General features: G+C 35.1%; 5 protein-coding genes and 4 tRNA genes. 6 read left to right on the forward strand and 3 right to left on the reverse strand.

Translation table 11 applies throughout. The features are described from left to right. Positions 1–6: 6 nt before the first annotated feature. Together phrB and pgm are read right to left on the reverse strand one after the other, a co-directional pair. On the reverse strand, positions 7–1,449 hold the full coding sequence (gene phrB / locus HBA_RS03225) for a deoxyribodipyrimidine photo-lyase (RefSeq protein WP_097032566.1): 1,443 nt from the start codon (positions 1,447–1,449) through the stop codon (positions 7–9). A 1,151-nt stretch (positions 1,450–2,600) separates the two neighbouring features. Then, positions 2,601–4,232, reverse strand: coding sequence for a phosphoglucomutase (alpha-D-glucose-1,6-bisphosphate-dependent) (pgm, locus tag HBA_RS03230; RefSeq protein WP_097032567.1), 1,632 nt, complete (start codon positions 4,230–4,232; stop codon positions 2,601–2,603). Between the two features lie 3,036 nt (positions 4,233–7,268). Between pgm and fldA the strand changes: the two genes are divergently transcribed. Both fldA and HBA_RS03645 read left to right on the forward strand, forming a co-directional pair. Further along, on the forward strand, positions 7,269–7,784 hold the full coding sequence (gene fldA / locus HBA_RS03235; protein WP_097032568.1) for a flavodoxin FldA: 516 nt from the start codon (positions 7,269–7,271) through the stop codon (positions 7,782–7,784). Between the two features lie 322 nt (positions 7,785–8,106). Further along, a complete protein-coding gene (locus HBA_RS03645; RefSeq protein ID WP_457920944.1) occupies positions 8,107–8,226 on the forward strand; it encodes a hypothetical protein in 120 nt (39 codons plus the stop codon). A 1,761-nt stretch (positions 8,227–9,987) separates the two neighbouring features. Here HBA_RS03645 and glnS read toward each other — a convergent pair. Then, complete coding sequence (gene glnS, locus HBA_RS03245; RefSeq protein WP_097032569.1) at positions 9,988–11,661, reverse strand: glutamine--tRNA ligase; 1,674 nt, start codon at positions 11,659–11,661, stop codon at positions 9,988–9,990. A 5,695-nt stretch (positions 11,662–17,356) separates the two neighbouring features. Here glnS and HBA_RS03250 point away from each other — a divergent pair. From HBA_RS03250 to HBA_RS03265, 4 genes are all read left to right on the forward strand, one after another. Further along, positions 17,357–17,433 (forward strand) — tRNA-Met (locus HBA_RS03250). A 6-nt stretch (positions 17,434–17,439) separates the two neighbouring features. After that, positions 17,440–17,521: transfer RNA gene (locus tag HBA_RS03255), tRNA-Leu, on the forward strand. A 24-nt stretch (positions 17,522–17,545) separates the two neighbouring features. Next, a tRNA-Gln gene (locus tag HBA_RS03260) sits at positions 17,546–17,620 on the forward strand. Positions 17,621–17,860: 240 nt separating this feature from the next. After that, positions 17,861–17,932, forward strand: a tRNA-Gln gene (locus HBA_RS03265). Positions 17,933–20,132: the final 2,200 nt, after the last annotated feature.

A 20,132-nucleotide genomic window follows, 5' to 3' on the forward strand; every position in this document is an offset into this window, starting at 1 on the left:
CATATTTTATCTCGATGCCATGCATCGAGCTTTAGCTGCTGCATAAACATCCAGTACGCGTGCACGTGCTTTATTATGATCGACGATCGGCTGTGGATAATCAAGTCCGGTATGTTGGGCACCAGGCCATAGATTTGGCTGATGCAGATAAATATCAGGCACCCGCCTGAGCTCTGGCAGCCAGCGACGAATAAAAGCGCCGCCGGGGTCGAAACGCTTTCCCTGCGTGGTAGGATTGAAAACACGAAAATAAGGAGCGGCATCGGTGCCAGTGGAAGCTACCCACTGCCAGCCGCCATTATTGGCAGCCAAATCGCTATCGATAAGTTGCAACATAAAATAGCGCTCACCTCGACGCCAGTCGATAAGCAGATCTTTGACCAAAAAACTAGCGCTGATCATTCGCAGCCGATTATGAATCCAGCCGGTATTCACCAGTTGCCGCATTGCAGCATCGACAATAGGATAGCCGGTGAGACCCGAACACCAGGCGTCAAATAAATTATCATTTTGCTGCCAATCAACATAGCGAGCCCAGGAAAGAAACGGCTGATTACGGCAAAGTGCTGGCCAAGCCGCCATTATATGGCGGTAAAAATCACGCCATATTAATTTATTAAACCAGGTGAAAACAAAGCTTTGCCTAAACGTGAGCACGTGGAGGAACTGCTGATACAACTGCTGATAACACTGGCGTGGCGAAAGAACACCGATCGCTAGCCAGGCGGAAAGTCTGCTAGTAACTTCTAAAGCTGGAATATCACAGCCATAATGATAATTTAGCAAATGTTGTTCATGACAAAAAGTGCGCAAACGGGAGAGTGCCGCCTCTTCACCAACAGGGTAATCTTGTCCAGGAACAATCGTGGGATAATCAAACGGCGTAATTGTACATATCTTATCGACGGCTGCCCTAGCTCGAGGCGCCGGAGGAGGTAGGCAAGCTAGATCCTGCTCTTCTAGCCGACGCAAAAAGGCGTTACGAAACGGCGTATAAACCTTGTACATTTGTTGATTGCTATTGTTGATACTGTACAGCGGCATCAGCACGCCATCATCAAATCCCTGACATAGTGTTTTATTACCCAGACGTCGCGCTAGTTGCCGGTCACGTTCCCGTTCGTTAAATTCATATTGATAATTATAAAATATATGATCTACCTGTTCGAACTGACAAAATGCAGCTAGCCAGTCCAGCTGGTCGGTAAAATCTTCGCATTGGTGGTAATGCATTGTAATGCCTAGCTTAGCAAATTCGGCGGCCAGATAGCACAGATGTTGACGAATAAATTCTGCCTGACGCGGGCTCATGTCGTGCTTCTGCCACTGCTGTGGTGTAGCGATAAACACCACTAGCACCTGAGCGTAAGGATCCTTACAGGCGAAGTGTAAAGCGGCATTATCGCGTAAACGCAAGTCGTTGCGCAGCCAAACTAGATTAGTTTTCATAAAAAATCCGTAGGGTAATTTTTTGTAACAAGACTACATCGCTTCGGAACAAGCTTTAAAATTGCACTACCGCACAAAAAGCTAGACATGACGTATTCGTCCTACTAATGTTTCAAAGTAGTATAAATGAGCGGAATGCTAGAGGATGAATTCTTTGGTAATCACCATTAATCAAGCAAGTGAGTTTGTTGTACTGAGAAACGAGTGAGGTATCCGTCGAAATATTCCTTAGTATGCATTACAGCACACTAAATATGATCGCAATAGGTTAACTACTGACGCCGCTGCTAGCTTAATTATCCAAAAGATAAATATTAGTGTTGAAAACTTTCTCTCGAAGTTATATTATTTACTAATTAACTATTCTACTTGATATACAAGAAGATAACAAGCAAACAAGACTCCCTTAATAGTAAAATACGGGTCAACATACCCGGACTATTTTTATAACGTCTTATTAATTTATGTATAAACCAAAGTCATACTAACACTTGGATATTTAGTGAAGATAAAAAATATCTCTGCAAAGCGCGACTAGTTAATGCACCAGATAGTGCACGAATACTGCTATGTTAATAGTTTCATCAAACTAATCGTTTTGTGTTAGCTAACAACAGTATGTAATAGTTGCTATTTTATTACTCTAAACACTATACGTGACGACGTCTTCAGTTTGATAAATTATCTAGGGAAATTGTGGTTAAAGACAATAAACAGCACCAGGACGTACATTGCAAATACAAGCTGTTTATGTCTACATTTAAATAGATCCATTTCTTAATGATTAGAAATAATTAGGAAATGTTACTAATGCTAACCGCAATACAATTAGTTGCGCATTTTGCATTCTACTCCCGGCATTGCAAATAGGCAATGCGTATTAAGAGAATTATGCTGTTTGTAAAATTGCTAAATAAAATATTACAGTTCCCCTACTGAGAACGAAGTTTACGGCAAACAAAACCAACCAGCCGGAGCCTGATAGCCGAATAGCTCGCACCACACATGCCATTTTGATGGCAACAATTGCTTGGTAGTCACCTTACGACCATATATGATCTGGTCACTAAAGAATAGTGCTTGATTTGCTATACATTGCATCAGCACAGGATAGTGTCATTCTACAAAAGTGCTGCTTATTTTGCCATCTGCTATAGTACATCACTTACGATATCTAACGCCTCTTTCTCGAGCTGCTGACGATGCTCTGCACCAAGAAAGCTTTCACAGTAGATCTTGTAGGCTTCTTCCGTTCCTGAAGGCCTAGCCGCGAACCAGCCATTTTTTGTCATCATCTTGAATCCACCAATAGACACATCATTGCTTGGCGCTGCCGTCAATCGAGTCGTAATTGTATCACCTGCTAGTGTGTTTGCGCTGACTTGCTCCGGGGATAGTTTGGCTAAACTAGCTTGCTGTGCTTGGGTAGCTGGCACTTGAATTCGATTGTAGCTTGGAGCGCCAAAACGCTGCGCGAGTTCATCATAATGATACTGGGGATTTTTGCCAGTAACAGCTGTAATTTCCGCCGCCAGTAAACACATGATAATCCCATCTTTGTCGGTAGACCAGGGTGTCCTGTCAAAACATAGAAAAGACGCTCCGGCGCTCTCTTCGCCGACAAAACCTAAACTACCATTAAACAAGCCATCCACAAACCACTTGAAACCTACTGGCATTTCTATTAGTCGCCGTCCGAGGCTATTAACGACTAGTTCAATCATGGCACTAGACACCATAGTCTTACCAACCCCTACATTATTTCCCCATTGGGAGCGGTGCTGAAACAAATAGTTAACCGCTGCCACTAAATAATGATTCGGATTCATTAAGCCCGCCGGTGTAACAATTCCGTGTCGATCATGATCCGGATCGTTAGCAAACGCTAAATCAAATTTATCACGTAAAGCCAATAGTCCAGCCATGGCCGATTCCGATGAACAGTCCATACGAATTATGCCGTCATGATCAAGATGCATAAAACGAAACGTCTGATCGACCTCTTCATTTACCAGCGTCAAATCTAGTTGGTAATACTCAGCAATGCGATGCCAAAAAACCATACCAGATCCGCCTAGCGGATCAACGCCCAATTTCAGCCCTGCGTGTTGAATAGCAGCCATATCCACCACGCTAGCCAATCCTTCAACATACGGTTGCACAAGATCCTTTGCATGAATATGAGCACTTTGCCGGGCTTTTTCAAGCGTCAGGCATTTGAGACCACGCAAGTTATCTGCTAACAAAGCGTTAGCACGCTTTTCAATAACTCGAGTGATGTTAATGTCGGCCGGCCCGCCGTTGGGAAGATTATACTTAATACCACCGTCCTCTGGAGGATTATGAGACGGCGTGATAATAATGCCGTCAGCCGACGCGCCGCCACCGCGATTGTAAGTCAATATGGCATTAGATATCGCTGGAGTAGGTGTATAACCATTATCAGATTGCACAATTACTTCCACGCCGTTGGCAGTCAGCACTCCCAGCACCGAAATAAACGCAGGCTCAGAGAGCGCATGAGTGTCTTTACCCAAATAGCAAGGCCCCTTGATACCCTGTTTCGTACGTTCATCTACGATAGCCTGACTGATAGCTAGAATTTGGGCTTCATTAAAGCTATAGCGTCCTGCGCTACCTCGATGCCCAGAGGTACCAAACTTTACTGCTTGGGCGATATTACCCGGCTCAGGTTGCAATACGTAATATTGTAATATTAATTGTGACACATCAATTAAATCAATCTGGCAAGCAGGTTGCCCTGCTCTGGGATGATTAGCCATCAATACTTCTCCATTGCTAATCCATTCAGTTTAAGTAAAATGAACGATTATTCAGTTCCGTTAAAAACTACAGCTCTAATAAAATACATGCAGTCATGCTCCGTTTACGATCGCTATTAGTACCATAATTACAGGTAATAACCTAACAAGATGAACTAAGTATCTATTACTATTTAGGCTGGTAGCCATGTTTCAACAATATTATTGTCGGCAAATACGTGAAGGTGTAGCCATGTCATGTTTTGATAGATACGGTGAAAGCTTGCATCTCTACCCAAAATACCAAGCGACACCCCCACCAGTATTAAAGATGCACTAGCTGTAGCTAGGTTGCATAGCAACTTATCTGAGAGCAAATAATTTATGCATTACGCGCACTTCTTTGGCAAAATACGACAAACAGCTTACAATTTTCTTAAAATTTAATCACGTATACTGGATAAATGCCTCGTCAACAACAAGGATGATTTTGACATAACGACTTAAAATATAAGGGGATGTTTATATAAATGTTTTGAGTATAAACATGTTTATTTGTTTCATGAGTTTAATTGTAAGTTATCAACTTCTAGATTAAGTTATCTCCATAATTATATAAGTTCATTTAGAATAAATGAATATAATCAATCATCGTTAAAAGTCGAAATCTACTTGGTAGATAAGTCAATTTAAGTATCTCAATGTTTCTTTAATGTTAAGTTTGCATCACTCAAATTAGGATAGATTGATATCTATATCCGCAGTAGAAAATCAATGCAATTAAACTATCAACGAAAAGTAACGCGTTCGCCAAAATAGAGCATTATTGATCATAATGATCTATAGTTTTTTGACAATCTGAATCATTGGGATATATTAACCCGTGATCTGAGTAAAATTACCATGTGCTGTAAATTGATTTTCTAATTAAAACTGCTATCCTATGCAACGACCACCAGAGCTATAAAGCAATGGCGCTGAATGTGTTATGTTTTGATAGACATGTTGCTTATTAAAATAAACGTTGTATCTCCATCAGTGGCAAATAGTAAGAATACTGTGCGCACTGATAACGTAACAAATGTCGCAACTAATAGTTGATTAATATATAGTAAGACACTACAACTTAATACCAAAAATGTGGTGTTACACTAACTTCGTATTATATAGTAGATTACTATTAAATAATAGTTATTACTATTTAATATAGACTTGAAACAACCAAGTTGGTTTTCCATCAATATTACATTTATAAAAATGGCTAACGAACCATTACAAGGTAACGGTTTGACAATAAGTAACTGGGTAAGAAACCTCTATTTCGAATAAAAGGAAAATATCGTACAATTTTCATTCATCCCTAAACAGACTAAACCCATAGTCATGGAAGAAGATACAGATTCCTTTAAATAAAAAGTAAAATTCTAAAATTTTAACTCGTTATCAACGTTAAAGCCACAAAACTGTTTTCAGTAATAGATAAATTAAGAAAAAATATCCAGTCGCACTAATGTTCAAGATTTTTGATATTTATCATGGTAATCATCACTTTTATGGGATTTCTGGTCGCTAACTTTTTGATACTTAACGCGCACTTGAAAATACGTTCTAGCAAGAAAAAAGTATAAAACGAAAGCGGCAACTTCTAACGGTGCCAGAAGCATTTTTATATCTTCACACATGAATATGCGGTTAAAAATAAGATAGTTGCCGAACAATGGTTAAACAAACTAGCGATAGCTAATTTCTAGGTGTCGATTTACACATACAACAAGAGGCACCAAACACAGTAAATACCGCATCTGTCTACTGGCAGTTTGTAGTGAAAAACCTCGCTAGGTCTAATGAAGCAACGTCACTGATATCTAGATGGGAGGAAATACTTAACTTATTTAGCAGTAGTGCTGAATTTATGCTACTATCACTTCATAAGCTATTAATATTTACCTATTTGTCAAGAAAGGGTCTAATGCAACCTATTACAACGCTTGAGAGAACCCATGAAAGCGCGTGATAGAATTTACTGGTAACAAACCAAGAAACTAATCTATATACCCCGTAAATATCAGCAAACTTATTTGCCGCTATCAGATAACTAAAAGCCTAAGCCATTAGTATAGACTGCTGATAACATAACAAAACTCGAAGATGCAGTTATTTAGCAATCGTCGTGACAAAATAAATACCAGGGACAATTTCAGATACCAAGGCGCCAATGTTTAAATATATAAAGAAATTAAAGTGGCTGCCCATAAATAGTTAGATAAGGTTATCAACTTTAGTTAATAACCTAAATAATATAATCGTCATAACTGATAAAATCATAGTCATATAATTAATAGCACAATATATCAAATAACTCTAATAAATCAAGTGCTTGCTGCAATTGTTTATTAGTAACAATAAATCTATACATTTAACAACATCAAAGGCAATTACGCTAATAATACTGGTATCGAAATTAACACCTCAAGATAAGTTAATAATATTTATCCGCGTCGATAATATTTACCCTATCTGGATAACAGCTACAGTGTATTTGCTTGTCAACGATTTCTTCACTAATACTCTTACGTATAGTCCTTTCTTGTTGACAAATTGCAAGGTTCATGTCAATAGTCAGAGACAGAGGTTGCGCGCCAACACATGTTTTATCTTAAGTAGTAGGCCATTACAGACTGCACTGGCAGTTAATAGCTGATCGTATCTAAATTAAATTATAAATAAACACCGATCTAAAATAGCTGAAAACTTGTTCCCTTTATAGGAAAGCACAGCTCAAAATTCATACACGTAACCGGCCGATTGCGTAATAAAGTTCGTTAGTTAAAAGCCAGTATAATCGAATAGTAATTCATAAACAAACATGCAACTCAATGAACTGATTAACAAAATATTACCCGTAGTGAGCTTACCGAAGCTTATTTCGCTGATAAATTTAACGTAAGCCCAACCACGGATAAATAACGCTTAAAAAGAAAGTTTTTGCTATGATTGATTTTATCAGCATGAAGTTTATGATGTTGCATATCTTTATATTTTGAGGTCTTAATATTCATGGCAAATATTGGCATTTTTTTTGGTAGTGATACTGGCAATACAGAAAATATTGCCAATATGCTACAAAAGCAACTGGGTACCAATGTTGCTGATGTTTTTGATATCGCAAAAAGCAGCAAAGAAGATCTGAAACGTTACGACAGGCTTCTCCTAGGTATCCCGACCTGGTATTACGGCGAAGCGCAGTGCGACTGGGATGATTTTTTCCCCGTGTTAGTAGATATCAATTTCAACGGTAAAATCATTGCGCTATTTGGCTGCGGCGATCAGGAAGATTACGGGGAGTATTTCTGCGATGCAATGGGCACTCTTCGGGATATTATTCAACCTCTAGGGGCTACATTAGTTGGCCATTGGCCAACCACTAATTATTATTTCGAGACGTCTAAAGGATTAGCCAACAACGATCACTTCATTGGTCTAGCCATTGATGAAGACCGGCAGCCCGAGTTTACCGCAGAACGTATCAACAGCTGGGTGAAACAAATTCGTACAGAGATGCATTTAGATTAACAACTTACAACCGTCTGTTTTTACCAAACAGCAAGATACTATATTTTGTACGCTTGACAAATAATTTCTTACTATTATAACTTATAGACCTATAAGCAGTACATGGATTTACTCACTGCGTGAGATTAATGACAAATGAATCTTTTTAATTACTGACTAAATATTTTATGTAAAGGAAATAATACATTGTGAGTTCAGCGATTATTAATGTGATATGTTAATTTATAACTTACTTATCAAACAATAGAAGAAAATTAGAATAACCGAGAATAATATCGCTTTAAATAAAGCCGGAATAAAAATAACTTGCCCTAGGATTAAGATCCTAAAAGACTTCCAAAACCATAAATGTTTACAAGTCAGTACAAAAGATGTGTATAAGAAATTAATTAATATGAATAAGGAAATCAGACTAGCCAAATTTTACCACATACTCAATTAATTAGATAATACGGCACTGTAGCCTGACGCCACTTTTAAAAATAGCAAATAAGTTTTAGAGTTAAATTATGACTAACTGATATTGCCTAGATTGCAATAAATGTCGTCGAATTTCGCAATGAGTATATCAAAATGCGAAAGCACAACATCACTAACAAGCAAATATTAAACTAATTAACCACAATTTTATATCGTTATAACTATTTCACTGAAGGCAACTGCCGTGAAAATAAAACCTTGCATGATATAGATCATTCACACATAGTAACATACTAACATCTAAGTTATCATCGGCAAACGAATACTGCAACATCTCTACAACACAAAGATAAACTATTATCAGTAGTTTTTTATTGTGCTTTAGCTATTGTAGCGAACAATACCCACCGACTCCGGAATATTATTTCACTATTTTAGTGTATTACTCTTCCACCGCTCCTCTTTGCTATCGATATATGCTTCGATCGTTTAGATATTGTGCTTTTTTACTATATTCACGATACCACCAATTGCATCACTTTATTCTACCATGTTATTAACTTTATTTTCGTTATCTTGCAATTTTAAAGCGTTACTATTTTATTGCTTTATTTTTTAAATTCACTTGTTTTTAACATTAGCGCTTCGCTATTACACTGTGCAGTTTTGAATGCTGCATTAACTTTGCACACGCAGATAACCAGAATGTTCATCATTAGGAAAAAAGTAATTTGGTATTAGTCTTACATGCGACAAATTATTTATGCCGCTCACTCAAAATGTTGTGCCTACAAAACCAGATAAGAAAACCATGCGCAGCGATGACTGCGTAACAAAACCCTCTACCTGGTAGAGGCACTTTTATTTGCTAACTTACTTAAATGTATACACAGGTAAACCTATAATTAAAATTATCTTATAAATCATGAAACAACTTTTCGATAAACTATGTCTTAAAATAACTAAACAAACTTTTAGCTAAGAAAGAACTGCTTACATCTAAACTTGACGAAGCAAAATACAAAATAAATAGTTACCCCGCTACAAAACCGCATAAACTGCCGTTGCCTAGGAACGCTATAATGACGATATTTCTTTCAGTTACGCACAGAGATACATAATGCAGCCCTGATTATATTTAGAACAACTGGTATCATAACTCATTCCTTACGATACAACCGTTTTATGCGGCTCTGCAAAACCCGACACCACAATTACTGATTACTACAAGAAACTAAAAGCAAGGGTACATTTTCGGATTAATTTCAATGTCTAAAAAGTATGAAACTTTATTAGGAATAAACAGCATAGTCAAACAACTGATGGCAGATAAATTTATTCCATATAAAACAATTTAACATGCTAATAAGTTAGATTAATATCACATCATCTACTGATGTGCCCGACAATGTTACGCTACGTCTCTGGAACAATGCACATACGATTAAATTAAATAATATCGAAAACTCACCTGAGACATTAAAGATACGGCAAAAGACCAATATACTACTGAGTAACCCTAAGTTCATCACCTTATAAGCGAATACATAATCAAAACGTAGCAGATTATGAAAAATAACATACGCTTTTCCCAAACCATAGACAATGAATATAAAAACTCTATTTATACCTAATGGTAACTGTTCAGTAGAAAAAAAGGTAAACAACAGATATTCGGCACGAAAGCTATTTACGGGTTGTGCAACCTAACCTAATTTCGCTAGAATAGAATTAAAATCATGAGATTAAAATCTCACTTTAGATTGGGGGGTAGGAAGGAAGATCACATTTCGGCTTTCACGGCACAGGTGCTGCGAAGTCCCACGATGCGGTTAAACACCGGATAGAACGTACTACAATAGCGGCGGCTATCGACGCAAAAATAACCTTCGCGCTCAAACTGGAAGCGTTGACTTACATGGTTTGCTGGTATACCTGATTCTACAAAGCCTTGGCGGATGACTAACGAGTCTGGATTCAGTTTAGAAAGAAAATCTTTCTTGGAAGCCAGATTAGCTTCAAGAAATAAACGATCATACAGACGAAACTCTGCCGCAATACTGCGGGTGGCTGATACCCAATGAATCACTCCTTTCACCTTACGACCGTCTGCAGGATCTTTACTAAGAGTGTCGGGATCATGGCAGCAAAAGATCTTAATGATTTTCCCCTGGGCATCTTTTTCTACACGTTCAGCCTTAATTATATAAGCATTACGCAGGCGTACTTCTTTACCCAACACCAGACGTTTGTATTGCTTATTCGCTTTTTCACGAAAATCAGAACAATCAATAAAAATTTCTCGGCTAAATGCAACTTGACGGGTTCCCATCTCAGGCTTCTTGGGATGGTTTAGCATAACTAGATCTTGTTCATGCCCCAACGGTAGGCTTTCTATAACCACTAGCACAGGATTGATAACAGCCATGGCACGCGGTGCGTGCTCGTTCAGATCTTTGCGAATACAAGCTTCTAGGGAAGCTATATCTACATAATTTTCCTGTTTTGTCACGCCGATGCGGAGGCAGAATTCGCGAATCGATGCCGCGGTATAACCTCGGCGGCGCAAGCCGGAAATTGTCGGCATACGTGGGTCATCCCAACCTTCAACAATTTTTTCTGTCACCAACAGCTTTAATTTACGTTTTGACATGATAGCATATTTAAGATTTAATCGGGAAAACTCATACTGCTGGGGATGCACATTAATAGTGATATTATCTAGCACCCAATCATACAGCCGGCGATTATCCTGAAACTCTAAGGTACATAACGAATGAGTAATGCCTTCTATTGCATCAGAAATACAATGGGTAAAATCATACATCGGATAAATGCACCATTTGTTGCCAGTCCGATGATGATGAACGAATTTAATTCGGTACAATACCGGGTCACGCATCACCATAAATGGCGAGGCCATATCAGTTTTTGCCCGTAAACAGGCTTGGCCCTCGGCAAATTTACCGTTGCGCATTCTAGTAAATAACGCGCGGTTTTCTATCACGCTTCTATCACGATAGGGGCTGTTTTTACCAGGACACGTCAGCGTACCTCGATGTTCGCGGATTTCATCCGGCGACAGTTGGTCGACATAGGCCAAACCCTTGTCTATAAGCTCGAGAGCATAGTCATGCAGCTTATCGAAATAATCGGAGGAATAGTGAATGCTACCGCTCCAATTAAAACCCAACCATTGTACGTCGTGTTTTATGGAGTCTACATATTCCATATCCTCTTTAAGAGGATTAGTATCGTCGAAACGCAAATTGCACTTTCCCTGATAATCCTGAGCAATGCCAAAATTCAGACAAATAGATTTTGCATGGCCGATATGCAAATAGCCATTAGGCTCCGGAGAAAAACGAGTATGCACTGATGTATGCTTACCTGAAGCTAGATCTTTATCAATAATTTGACGAATAAAATTAGTTGAGCAGGCTTTAGCTTCACTCATATTGATATTCCTCTACAAAATAATACGACATTTATATTCTTTATATTCTAACCTACCATACCAGAACACTGTTTTTGTTAAAACAATGCTCTATTACCGAGCATTAAAAACAGAACATTATCGCATTGAAAGAAACTAAAACGCTTATAATATTTTGCTATAAAAGAGACATTAAAGACAATAAAAGTCTTTAATGTTGTAAATTACACGCAATCAATAATAGAACATATTTTTAGCGGTGAAGCGCAGGAAACATATAACTAAGTCTATCACCATCGACGAGCAGCACAAACATTTAAGCAGATAGTTGTCGATAACGAAAAAAAAGAAACTGGCGTTAATCCTAGCGCACGAAGCTCGATTATGTACCGACAAAATCTTCAAGCCAGCTTTTATCTGCAGCCATAGTGGTATGATCAATAGCAATAAGAGCGTCAAATGCAACTATGTTTCTAACAACTATAGGGGTTTAGCATTGAATACACGTTAACCTCCAAGTAAACTAAGCCTTGTAATGAGAGACCTATCCCCCAGTTATCTTACAACCTTATTTACAAAGCAGGTACAATTCTATCTATTAACAGCCAAAGTATCGATACTACAACAATATGCATCACATCTTCAGAGGAACTATTTTTTATAAGCAAAAATGTGTAAGTATTAAATACTTTACATGATATTCGACAATGATAGCACCAATTTATCAGGAGATACGAAATACTCCGGCACGCACGAATAACGAACGCTTAATTCACCATTTATTATGGTAGGTATTATCTCACATTAATCGACCGGCCATCAGAGCAGTTATCGTTAATATCAGTGAAACTAAAACCACTATTAGCTTTAACGCGGTAGAAGCTAGTTTCAAACAGAAGCAAAAGCGAAACGAGTGACCAGGATGTTTACAAGAGCGGGATAAATCACAATAGAGATGATCTTCGTATTAATACCAAGTGCTAACAATTATTTTAGGCATTGCAATGCCATCAGATCACATCTTAGTATCAAAAATTTTATTAACCAAGTTCATCTAACAATGAACTACTTTCACAATTAGACACAAATCAACTAATTTAAGCATGAACATCGGTAAAACTATTTGATCTATTAGCGTGTGCGTAACGTTACCTTAACTCTTAATTACATATCAATATTTACATAATAGCCATCAGAATTTACATGATAGCCATCAGAATTCTAGCAGTAACTATTTTGCAATTTGCAAACTTGGTGTGATAAATTGAATTATTTAATACTAAAATAGTGCTAAATAACACAAAATGAAGTACATTAGCTGTTAAGCTATATAACCTATATCACTTATTGCAATGCAAACGAGTTGCAGCTTCTAAAATTATATCTACAAAACCGTGATACCAAAGCCAAATATAAAAATATAATGCCATGCTAACAACAATAAATATCGATAATACAATCATAAATATGTATTAAAACCACGGCATTAACGCAACCAATATAAAAAATTAACAGTTTAGTTATTTCAATAAAAAGTAGGTCAAAGAGAAAAAACTAGCAAAGCAGTGGCCAAGCATTATCTCCGCGACTTCATCGTAACTTTTACGCCGGTAGGATGCGGTAAATGGCCTTCTACACATTAGGCAGGTCATCAAACATTACAACTAGGTAAAAGCTGCCTAAATAGGCAGCCGCTAAATGCCGATAATTATCGCACCAATTTCGATAACTTGCTAAGGCTAAGAAATTTAGAAATATCGTTAGAACTGGTAAATTTGAGTAAAATACGGGATTAAGATCATAATGCAAATCTCCCAAAAGCAGCAAGTAATCAAATAAAGATAGGTATTTCTTCCTGCCTAGCTCACTAGTTGAATATGTGAGTCGAACACCATTAGCGCATTGCAAATTATCCGGCAAATACACATCAAGATAAATCTTGCAATAGTTACTAACTATACCTAAATAGGTAAAAGAAAACGGACATTGAAAACAACAATAATTTGGCAAACTTGACATAATTGAAGCTATTTTAAAATATGATGAAGAAAACCACATAAATTGATGTTAATCCGCTGTTTCTTAATTGTACTTAAAACTATAACAACTTGATCTAAGAGGATATTGCTCTTATACTTATCAAGGACGGCATCCCCAGGATGGGGACTAATAATAAGTCAATAAAATAATCTCAATTGAGTAACCAAAGCGTTATCTTTATCTTCGATATGCCATAGCCGCCTTCAATGGTTAAAATATTGACATACTTACAATCTAATCAAATATTAAATTGTTTTGATTATTTACTTGATACAGCAAATGCGTATTTTGCTTAAATAATTATTTGCGATACGATTAATTTTAATTAACGTTGATCTGGATTTAATAAAAGACCGCCAAAGCATTTATATGCTTAACTAATAAAATTAGTTAAGCATATTACTCCAATTAAAATAATAGATTGTGCAACTGCATCACTAGTAAAACAACTCAGTGACCACTGTGATTGACTACAAATAGCTCACACATACTAAACCAGGATCATTGGGATAATAATTATTTTGAATATTAGCCAAACAAAAGCAGGGTAAGGGTTTTCTATTCGTAACATACTAATCTATTTATTGTATGACTTGCTTTACTACAAGCAAGTTATTTAACTACAAACAATAAAATTGTAGCTTTATAAGAATAAAGAAGCAATAGATTAAATTACTTAAAGCGGTAATCAGTAATTATATTTCTATCTGGAAACATGGTATCAATATTTGACGAGGTTTAACATAAATTAAATTACCTTACAGACTGTCCCCAGAAGTATTAATTATTTACGCTTTATAGCGTATACCTTATCATCGATCTTAATCGCAGCGCATACTATTTTAGGCCTATTACCGCAAGTATACCTTTGGTGTTCTAATTAAGAATAATAGTAGAAATGCATAAAGTGAGCCGGTTTAGCTTCGAGTGTATCTGTATGTTTAACATGGACTAATATATAGATCTATCTGCCTAACATCTCACTAATTATATTTGCCCATGATTATACAGTAAGCATCAATATTATTTACAGTACAGTTAGCATATTGAAATCATAGATTACTATGAAGAAAATAAAATGTTATAAAATAAGATACTTATTAATAAGTATTAGTTATGATAGACTAATCAGTTATTACACACCTGATTCTTACTTCGCGGTTCACAACCAAATCACATTCATAACCCGGAAACATCCCTGCCAATTTCGCTTATTTAACAAAAATAAAGCAATACCCCTAATTTTCTAACAGCGGGAATCAAGATGCTGTTGATCGCAGAAGAAAGTAATGATAGTAAATCCTATGCATAATAAAGCCTAAAATGCAGTAAGCAGAGGTAATGGGTAACCTCAATTATATTGAGAATAATAAATATATTTACAGTTTGTATGTAAATCTTGTGCAGTGCAATAAAACGTCTAAGTAAGACTTACAGGTAAAAAACAGTCAAATATTTCCCGATAATTGAAACAAAATAATCTGATCAACGTTGGTTTACCTACCTGGAAATTAATATGTATTTAAATTAATTGTAACGACTATCCTAGTAACAAAAAATCAAATAAACAAAGATTAGTAATCTAGGACAATATTATCAAATACAATTTATGAAGATGTTACATCTGTAGACGTAACGATCTAACTGTATAAATTTATAAAATATAATTGTAATGCTTTTATCTAAAGAGTTATTGCCCAGATTGATTTTTTGGCGTCTATGCAGAGACGACGCAGTAATACTGCATATCTACCATGTACGAACATTTATCATTGTTAATACACGTCCATACTGCGCCTCCACTAAACAATTTATAACGCAACTCACGCACGCATGTAATAACAATAAATAGTAACATCTATAAACATCAGTTTTATCCGCAACTATTTGATAGATCACTACTGTTTTAAACTAGTTTAGTTATGAGGTGATGCAGAATAATTTAAAAAATTACCAGTAATTTTTTAAATAAACCGCGCAATATATTTGATTTATTTAATACAAAACCGAAAAAAGACCATTAAGTAATTATACGCTTACATGACAATATTTTGTATATTAAGTTATGACGAACATGATAAATTATAAGTTAAATTAATAATAAATCGATGTTTTATATTTGTCGCGCGCTACAGATATTATTAACGGAAAAGTAAATATGAAAATAAAAACAAAGTGCAATAGTATTACTAATACAATTAATTCCATTTAGATTAAGCAAAAATTACTTCATCTATAGAGTAGAGTTTATTAATCAGTAAAATTATTTGATGTCGATCGTGTCTTATGGTGTGCTTATATCAAACGAACTTAATTTTTTGTTTAATCACACCCCTGAAAAATACTCCACCAGTAGGTGCCAAAAACTAGGTGATAATTTAGCATGATAGCTGTGTAGTAACACTACCACATTTATTTTTGTGAGCATGAATAACTAATCTCATCTGAGCACACTACCAGTAAAGGGGCAAGCATTCAGCATAGTGCATCATAAAATGCATTTTATGATGCAAGCAAAACTAGGCATAATTCGCGATATAATTTAAATTATATATAGTAATATTACAATTTATTGTAACTCAACAATAATGCGTTTAAAGTAAAATAAAATTAAAGCTACAGACATTCAAATAGTTACGTCTGGAGAAACGTCTAAAAATATTTATTTGCCTACCTCTATTTTGTTTTTATAAAGTATTTAAGATTAAAGAATCTTGTCCGGAGCTTATGCGTAATACACATATTCAATATGTATTAATTACATCCTGTACTAATAAAACTATATTCACCTGGCGTTGAGATACGCATTTTTAAATGCTATTAAGTAATTTGTAAGAATAAATATATGAATCAAATGAAGCGATAATATGTACCACAACAAAAATCTGACCACACGCTTTGTGTCAAGTATCTTATAAATTACCAATGCAAGAGCGGCGCTTAAAGGGAAAAGAGCGATTCCTTAACAAAATATGCTATAAGTTTAATCAATAGACTTAAGTCTATAAATACAAAGCAATCAGTGATCAATAACTAGTCAATGCACATTTTGTTCCCTGTACAAAAATTTATCCCCAAAAAGTTTTTTACCAAAAGATTTTTGAAGAATAATGATCTCTGTCAAAAGCTTTTATAGAATGTGTCTCAATTAGTACATTTATAGTCTAAATCTATCGCTATATTCATACCTTTGCGAGATTGACATACACATATCACAGCACATCCTATTAACAGGATCTAGTTATAACACCGCTCTGTCATTATCAGGTCATGATCGGCGGAAGCAGTACAGTATCTCGGTTGGTAACGGAAATACAAAATCAGGTATTTATTCTCAAACGACAGAATAGTTTTTTTAAGTTGACATTTATATTAATGCAGTGCTAGATTTTAGTTTGGTTTTCATGCTAAAAACGAAAGTTTTTATTCAAATATATAATCCTTACTACCCAATTAAAATTCTGTCTGTTTATGCATTTTCCGCCATGAAAGCGTGCAACTTATTGAGTCATCTTCTTGTATTTTAGATTATTCATGAGTTATACAAAAAGCGCGCGCAATAAATACTAGTAAGACGAAAAAGGAATTGACTGAAGTTCGTTAAATCCTCATAATACGGTAATGAAAACGGTAATGAAAACGGTAATGAAAACGGTAATGAAAATAGAATAAAATTGGCTACGTAGCTCAGTTGGTCAGAGCACAGCACTCATAATGCTGGAGTCACGGGTTCGAATCCCGTCGTAGCTACCACAGTTTGCGGGAGTGGCGAAATTGGTAGACGCACCAGATTTAGGTTCTGGCACCTCGAGGTATGCGAGTTCAAGTCTCGCCTCCCGCACAATCTATTTCAGTCAGCAGCAAATGGGGTATAGCCAAGTGGTAAGGCAGCGGGTTTTGATCCCGCCATGCCCAGGTTCGAATCCTGGTACCCCAGCCAAATCGCTTAAATTTTAAAGACAAACAGCCGTGCTACTACCACTTAAAGTACATCATATTTTAAAAGCTAAGAGATGGGTAGGGTTAAAACCCATCTACGCCTACTAGTTTAAAGCCCTGTAATTTACAGCTAGTAAGATTTACAAATTTCTGGGGTGACGCTTAGATTATTAACGCACACCTGCACATAATGTAATGCTAGAGTCACAGACACAACTCCCTTCGTAGACCTCCAAGGTATTGGGGCATAGCCAAGCGGTTAAGGCACCGGATTCTGACTCCGGTATCCCAGGTTCGAATCCTGGTGCCCCAGTCATAGTTATAAAAGGGTTATATATGTATCTTATTGATATTCAAAATATTTATATATACGATTTGGCATAATCATTTAATAATTTCATGAATTTACAAGCTGTAATTATATTAATACTGCGCAAATTATGATAAACTTATTGTGTGCATGTCACAAATACCGTTAGCATTAATATTTAAACGCATATGCCCCTGCTTGCTAATTTTTATTTTTGCAATTACTTCTCTCTTGCTTTACTAAGAAAATTTATAATATATTATTATCTATATACACTAATATTAAAAGTAAGAATATTAAACACCCTTCACAACTTAATTAATATTTACTATATACAAAATAAATTAACTTACTATTAAACACACAATATATAGTAAATGCATGTTATTAACATACTAAAATTTTATGATACATTATTATATAGTAGTATTGTTATTGATAATAATAGATTATATTTATAATAAAAGCCAGCTACTTCATTTAGATTTACTTGCGTGTATACTAACGCATTGTACGATATTACATGAGCAAGGCACAAAGCGATACCACTATTTCTAATATATAATTGTGTATTATTATGATGAAGAACAGTTTTATCTGACATTAATAATAAACCATGCAAATAGTTTAAAACCAAAATTAATATAGATTTTATCTATAGATAAAATAGTATCTATGTTAATTTAACAAATTTAAGCAGCCCTACATTAGGGGTAACTATCATGTTGCTAATTACGCAATAAACTATTTAATATAAGAAAATACCTGAACCTGTAACAGACAGCAAGGCATTAACATGCCCGGTTAATTCCTTGCTTTTTATTCTCTCCAAAGCTAATAACGTGAATCGTGATTGCACTTTAATTGTTATTAACAACATTATAATTTATTATATTATTTAATACAATCTACTTGTGCTTTATAAAATTGTTTAAAGATTCATTAGCGTTATTTAAAATAAAATAGTACTTTATTGCGATACTATCTATATGATATATTTGATCGCTTCATGTTATAAACAGATAATAGAACTATAGATAATATCTATGGAATAAAATTATTTTCTAATTTATTATGTACTTGTTATTCATACTTACCACAAACAGACAAGATCTTTTAGCAGCTAAACTAAGACGGACTTAGACCCAACTAAAATAGATAGCACTAATAATTATTTAAGAAAACTATTTACTTAGAGTAAATCTCAAATAATTTATTATTGTTGCCATAAAAAATAAAAAAACATAACGACACCCTTTGTCTTACGTACAAAGGATTTATAATTAACAATTAATTAAAATCTAACAATTGATACTGCTTTAATAAATATTTATAGTGGTGATTAGTATTCACTAAATTTAATTTAAATGTCTGCTTATATTTAAATTAATTTATATTATAAGATCCGTAAATTATTTAATTTATTAATATTATTATCATCATTTTGTATTTGTTTGTATCGTGCAAAAACTACAAACGTCTTGTAACTCCTGTTAAGGAGACTCATACTTTAGGTTTTATATCAACGATATTTATATGCCTTACACTCCATACTAACACCGCTAGACATTATGAATACTTAAAACTCCATTAGGTAATTTTACCGTAGCATTTTTTGAGAGGAAGATTAAAAAAAACTTTAATAAATCTAATATCTTTATTAAAGATGAAAACTACTGTATGTAAGATGACAAATTAATATAGCGTAATTACTTATTTGTAAGGGATACAACCTCAAAAAAAATCTGCGTTATAATAATTATCCTTAATACGCATCGCTATCATGCTTACAATTAAATTGTTTAAATATATTAATATTATGTATTATTTAATATCAACTATATCGTGGTGTAAAACTATTACAATCAGCAAAAGGTTATTATTACTTATTGATAAAATGATATTTATCTTGCATATAATTTACACTCTATTGATATTCTTGACTAACAAAGAAGGCATTTGCTTTGTGGATGTTTATTTTAATTTTCAAAGAAAAGCAAAGAGCGCACGCATAAATACTCACCTTAATAAGGTGATATGTACATTACTTTTATTAAGTTATATTACTCGTCTGAATACCCACATAAAACCTTATATGAATAAATATTTTATCAAGCACATTATATTTCATGAAGATAAAGTATCTGACTGCGAAAACACTAATTTTAGTAATGCACTTATAATTTAATAATTATTTTAATTT

Origin of the sequence: Sodalis endosymbiont of Henestaris halophilus (assembly GCF_900161835.1) — a bacterium.
In the GTDB taxonomy this organism is placed as follows: domain Bacteria; phylum Pseudomonadota; class Gammaproteobacteria; order Enterobacterales; family Enterobacteriaceae.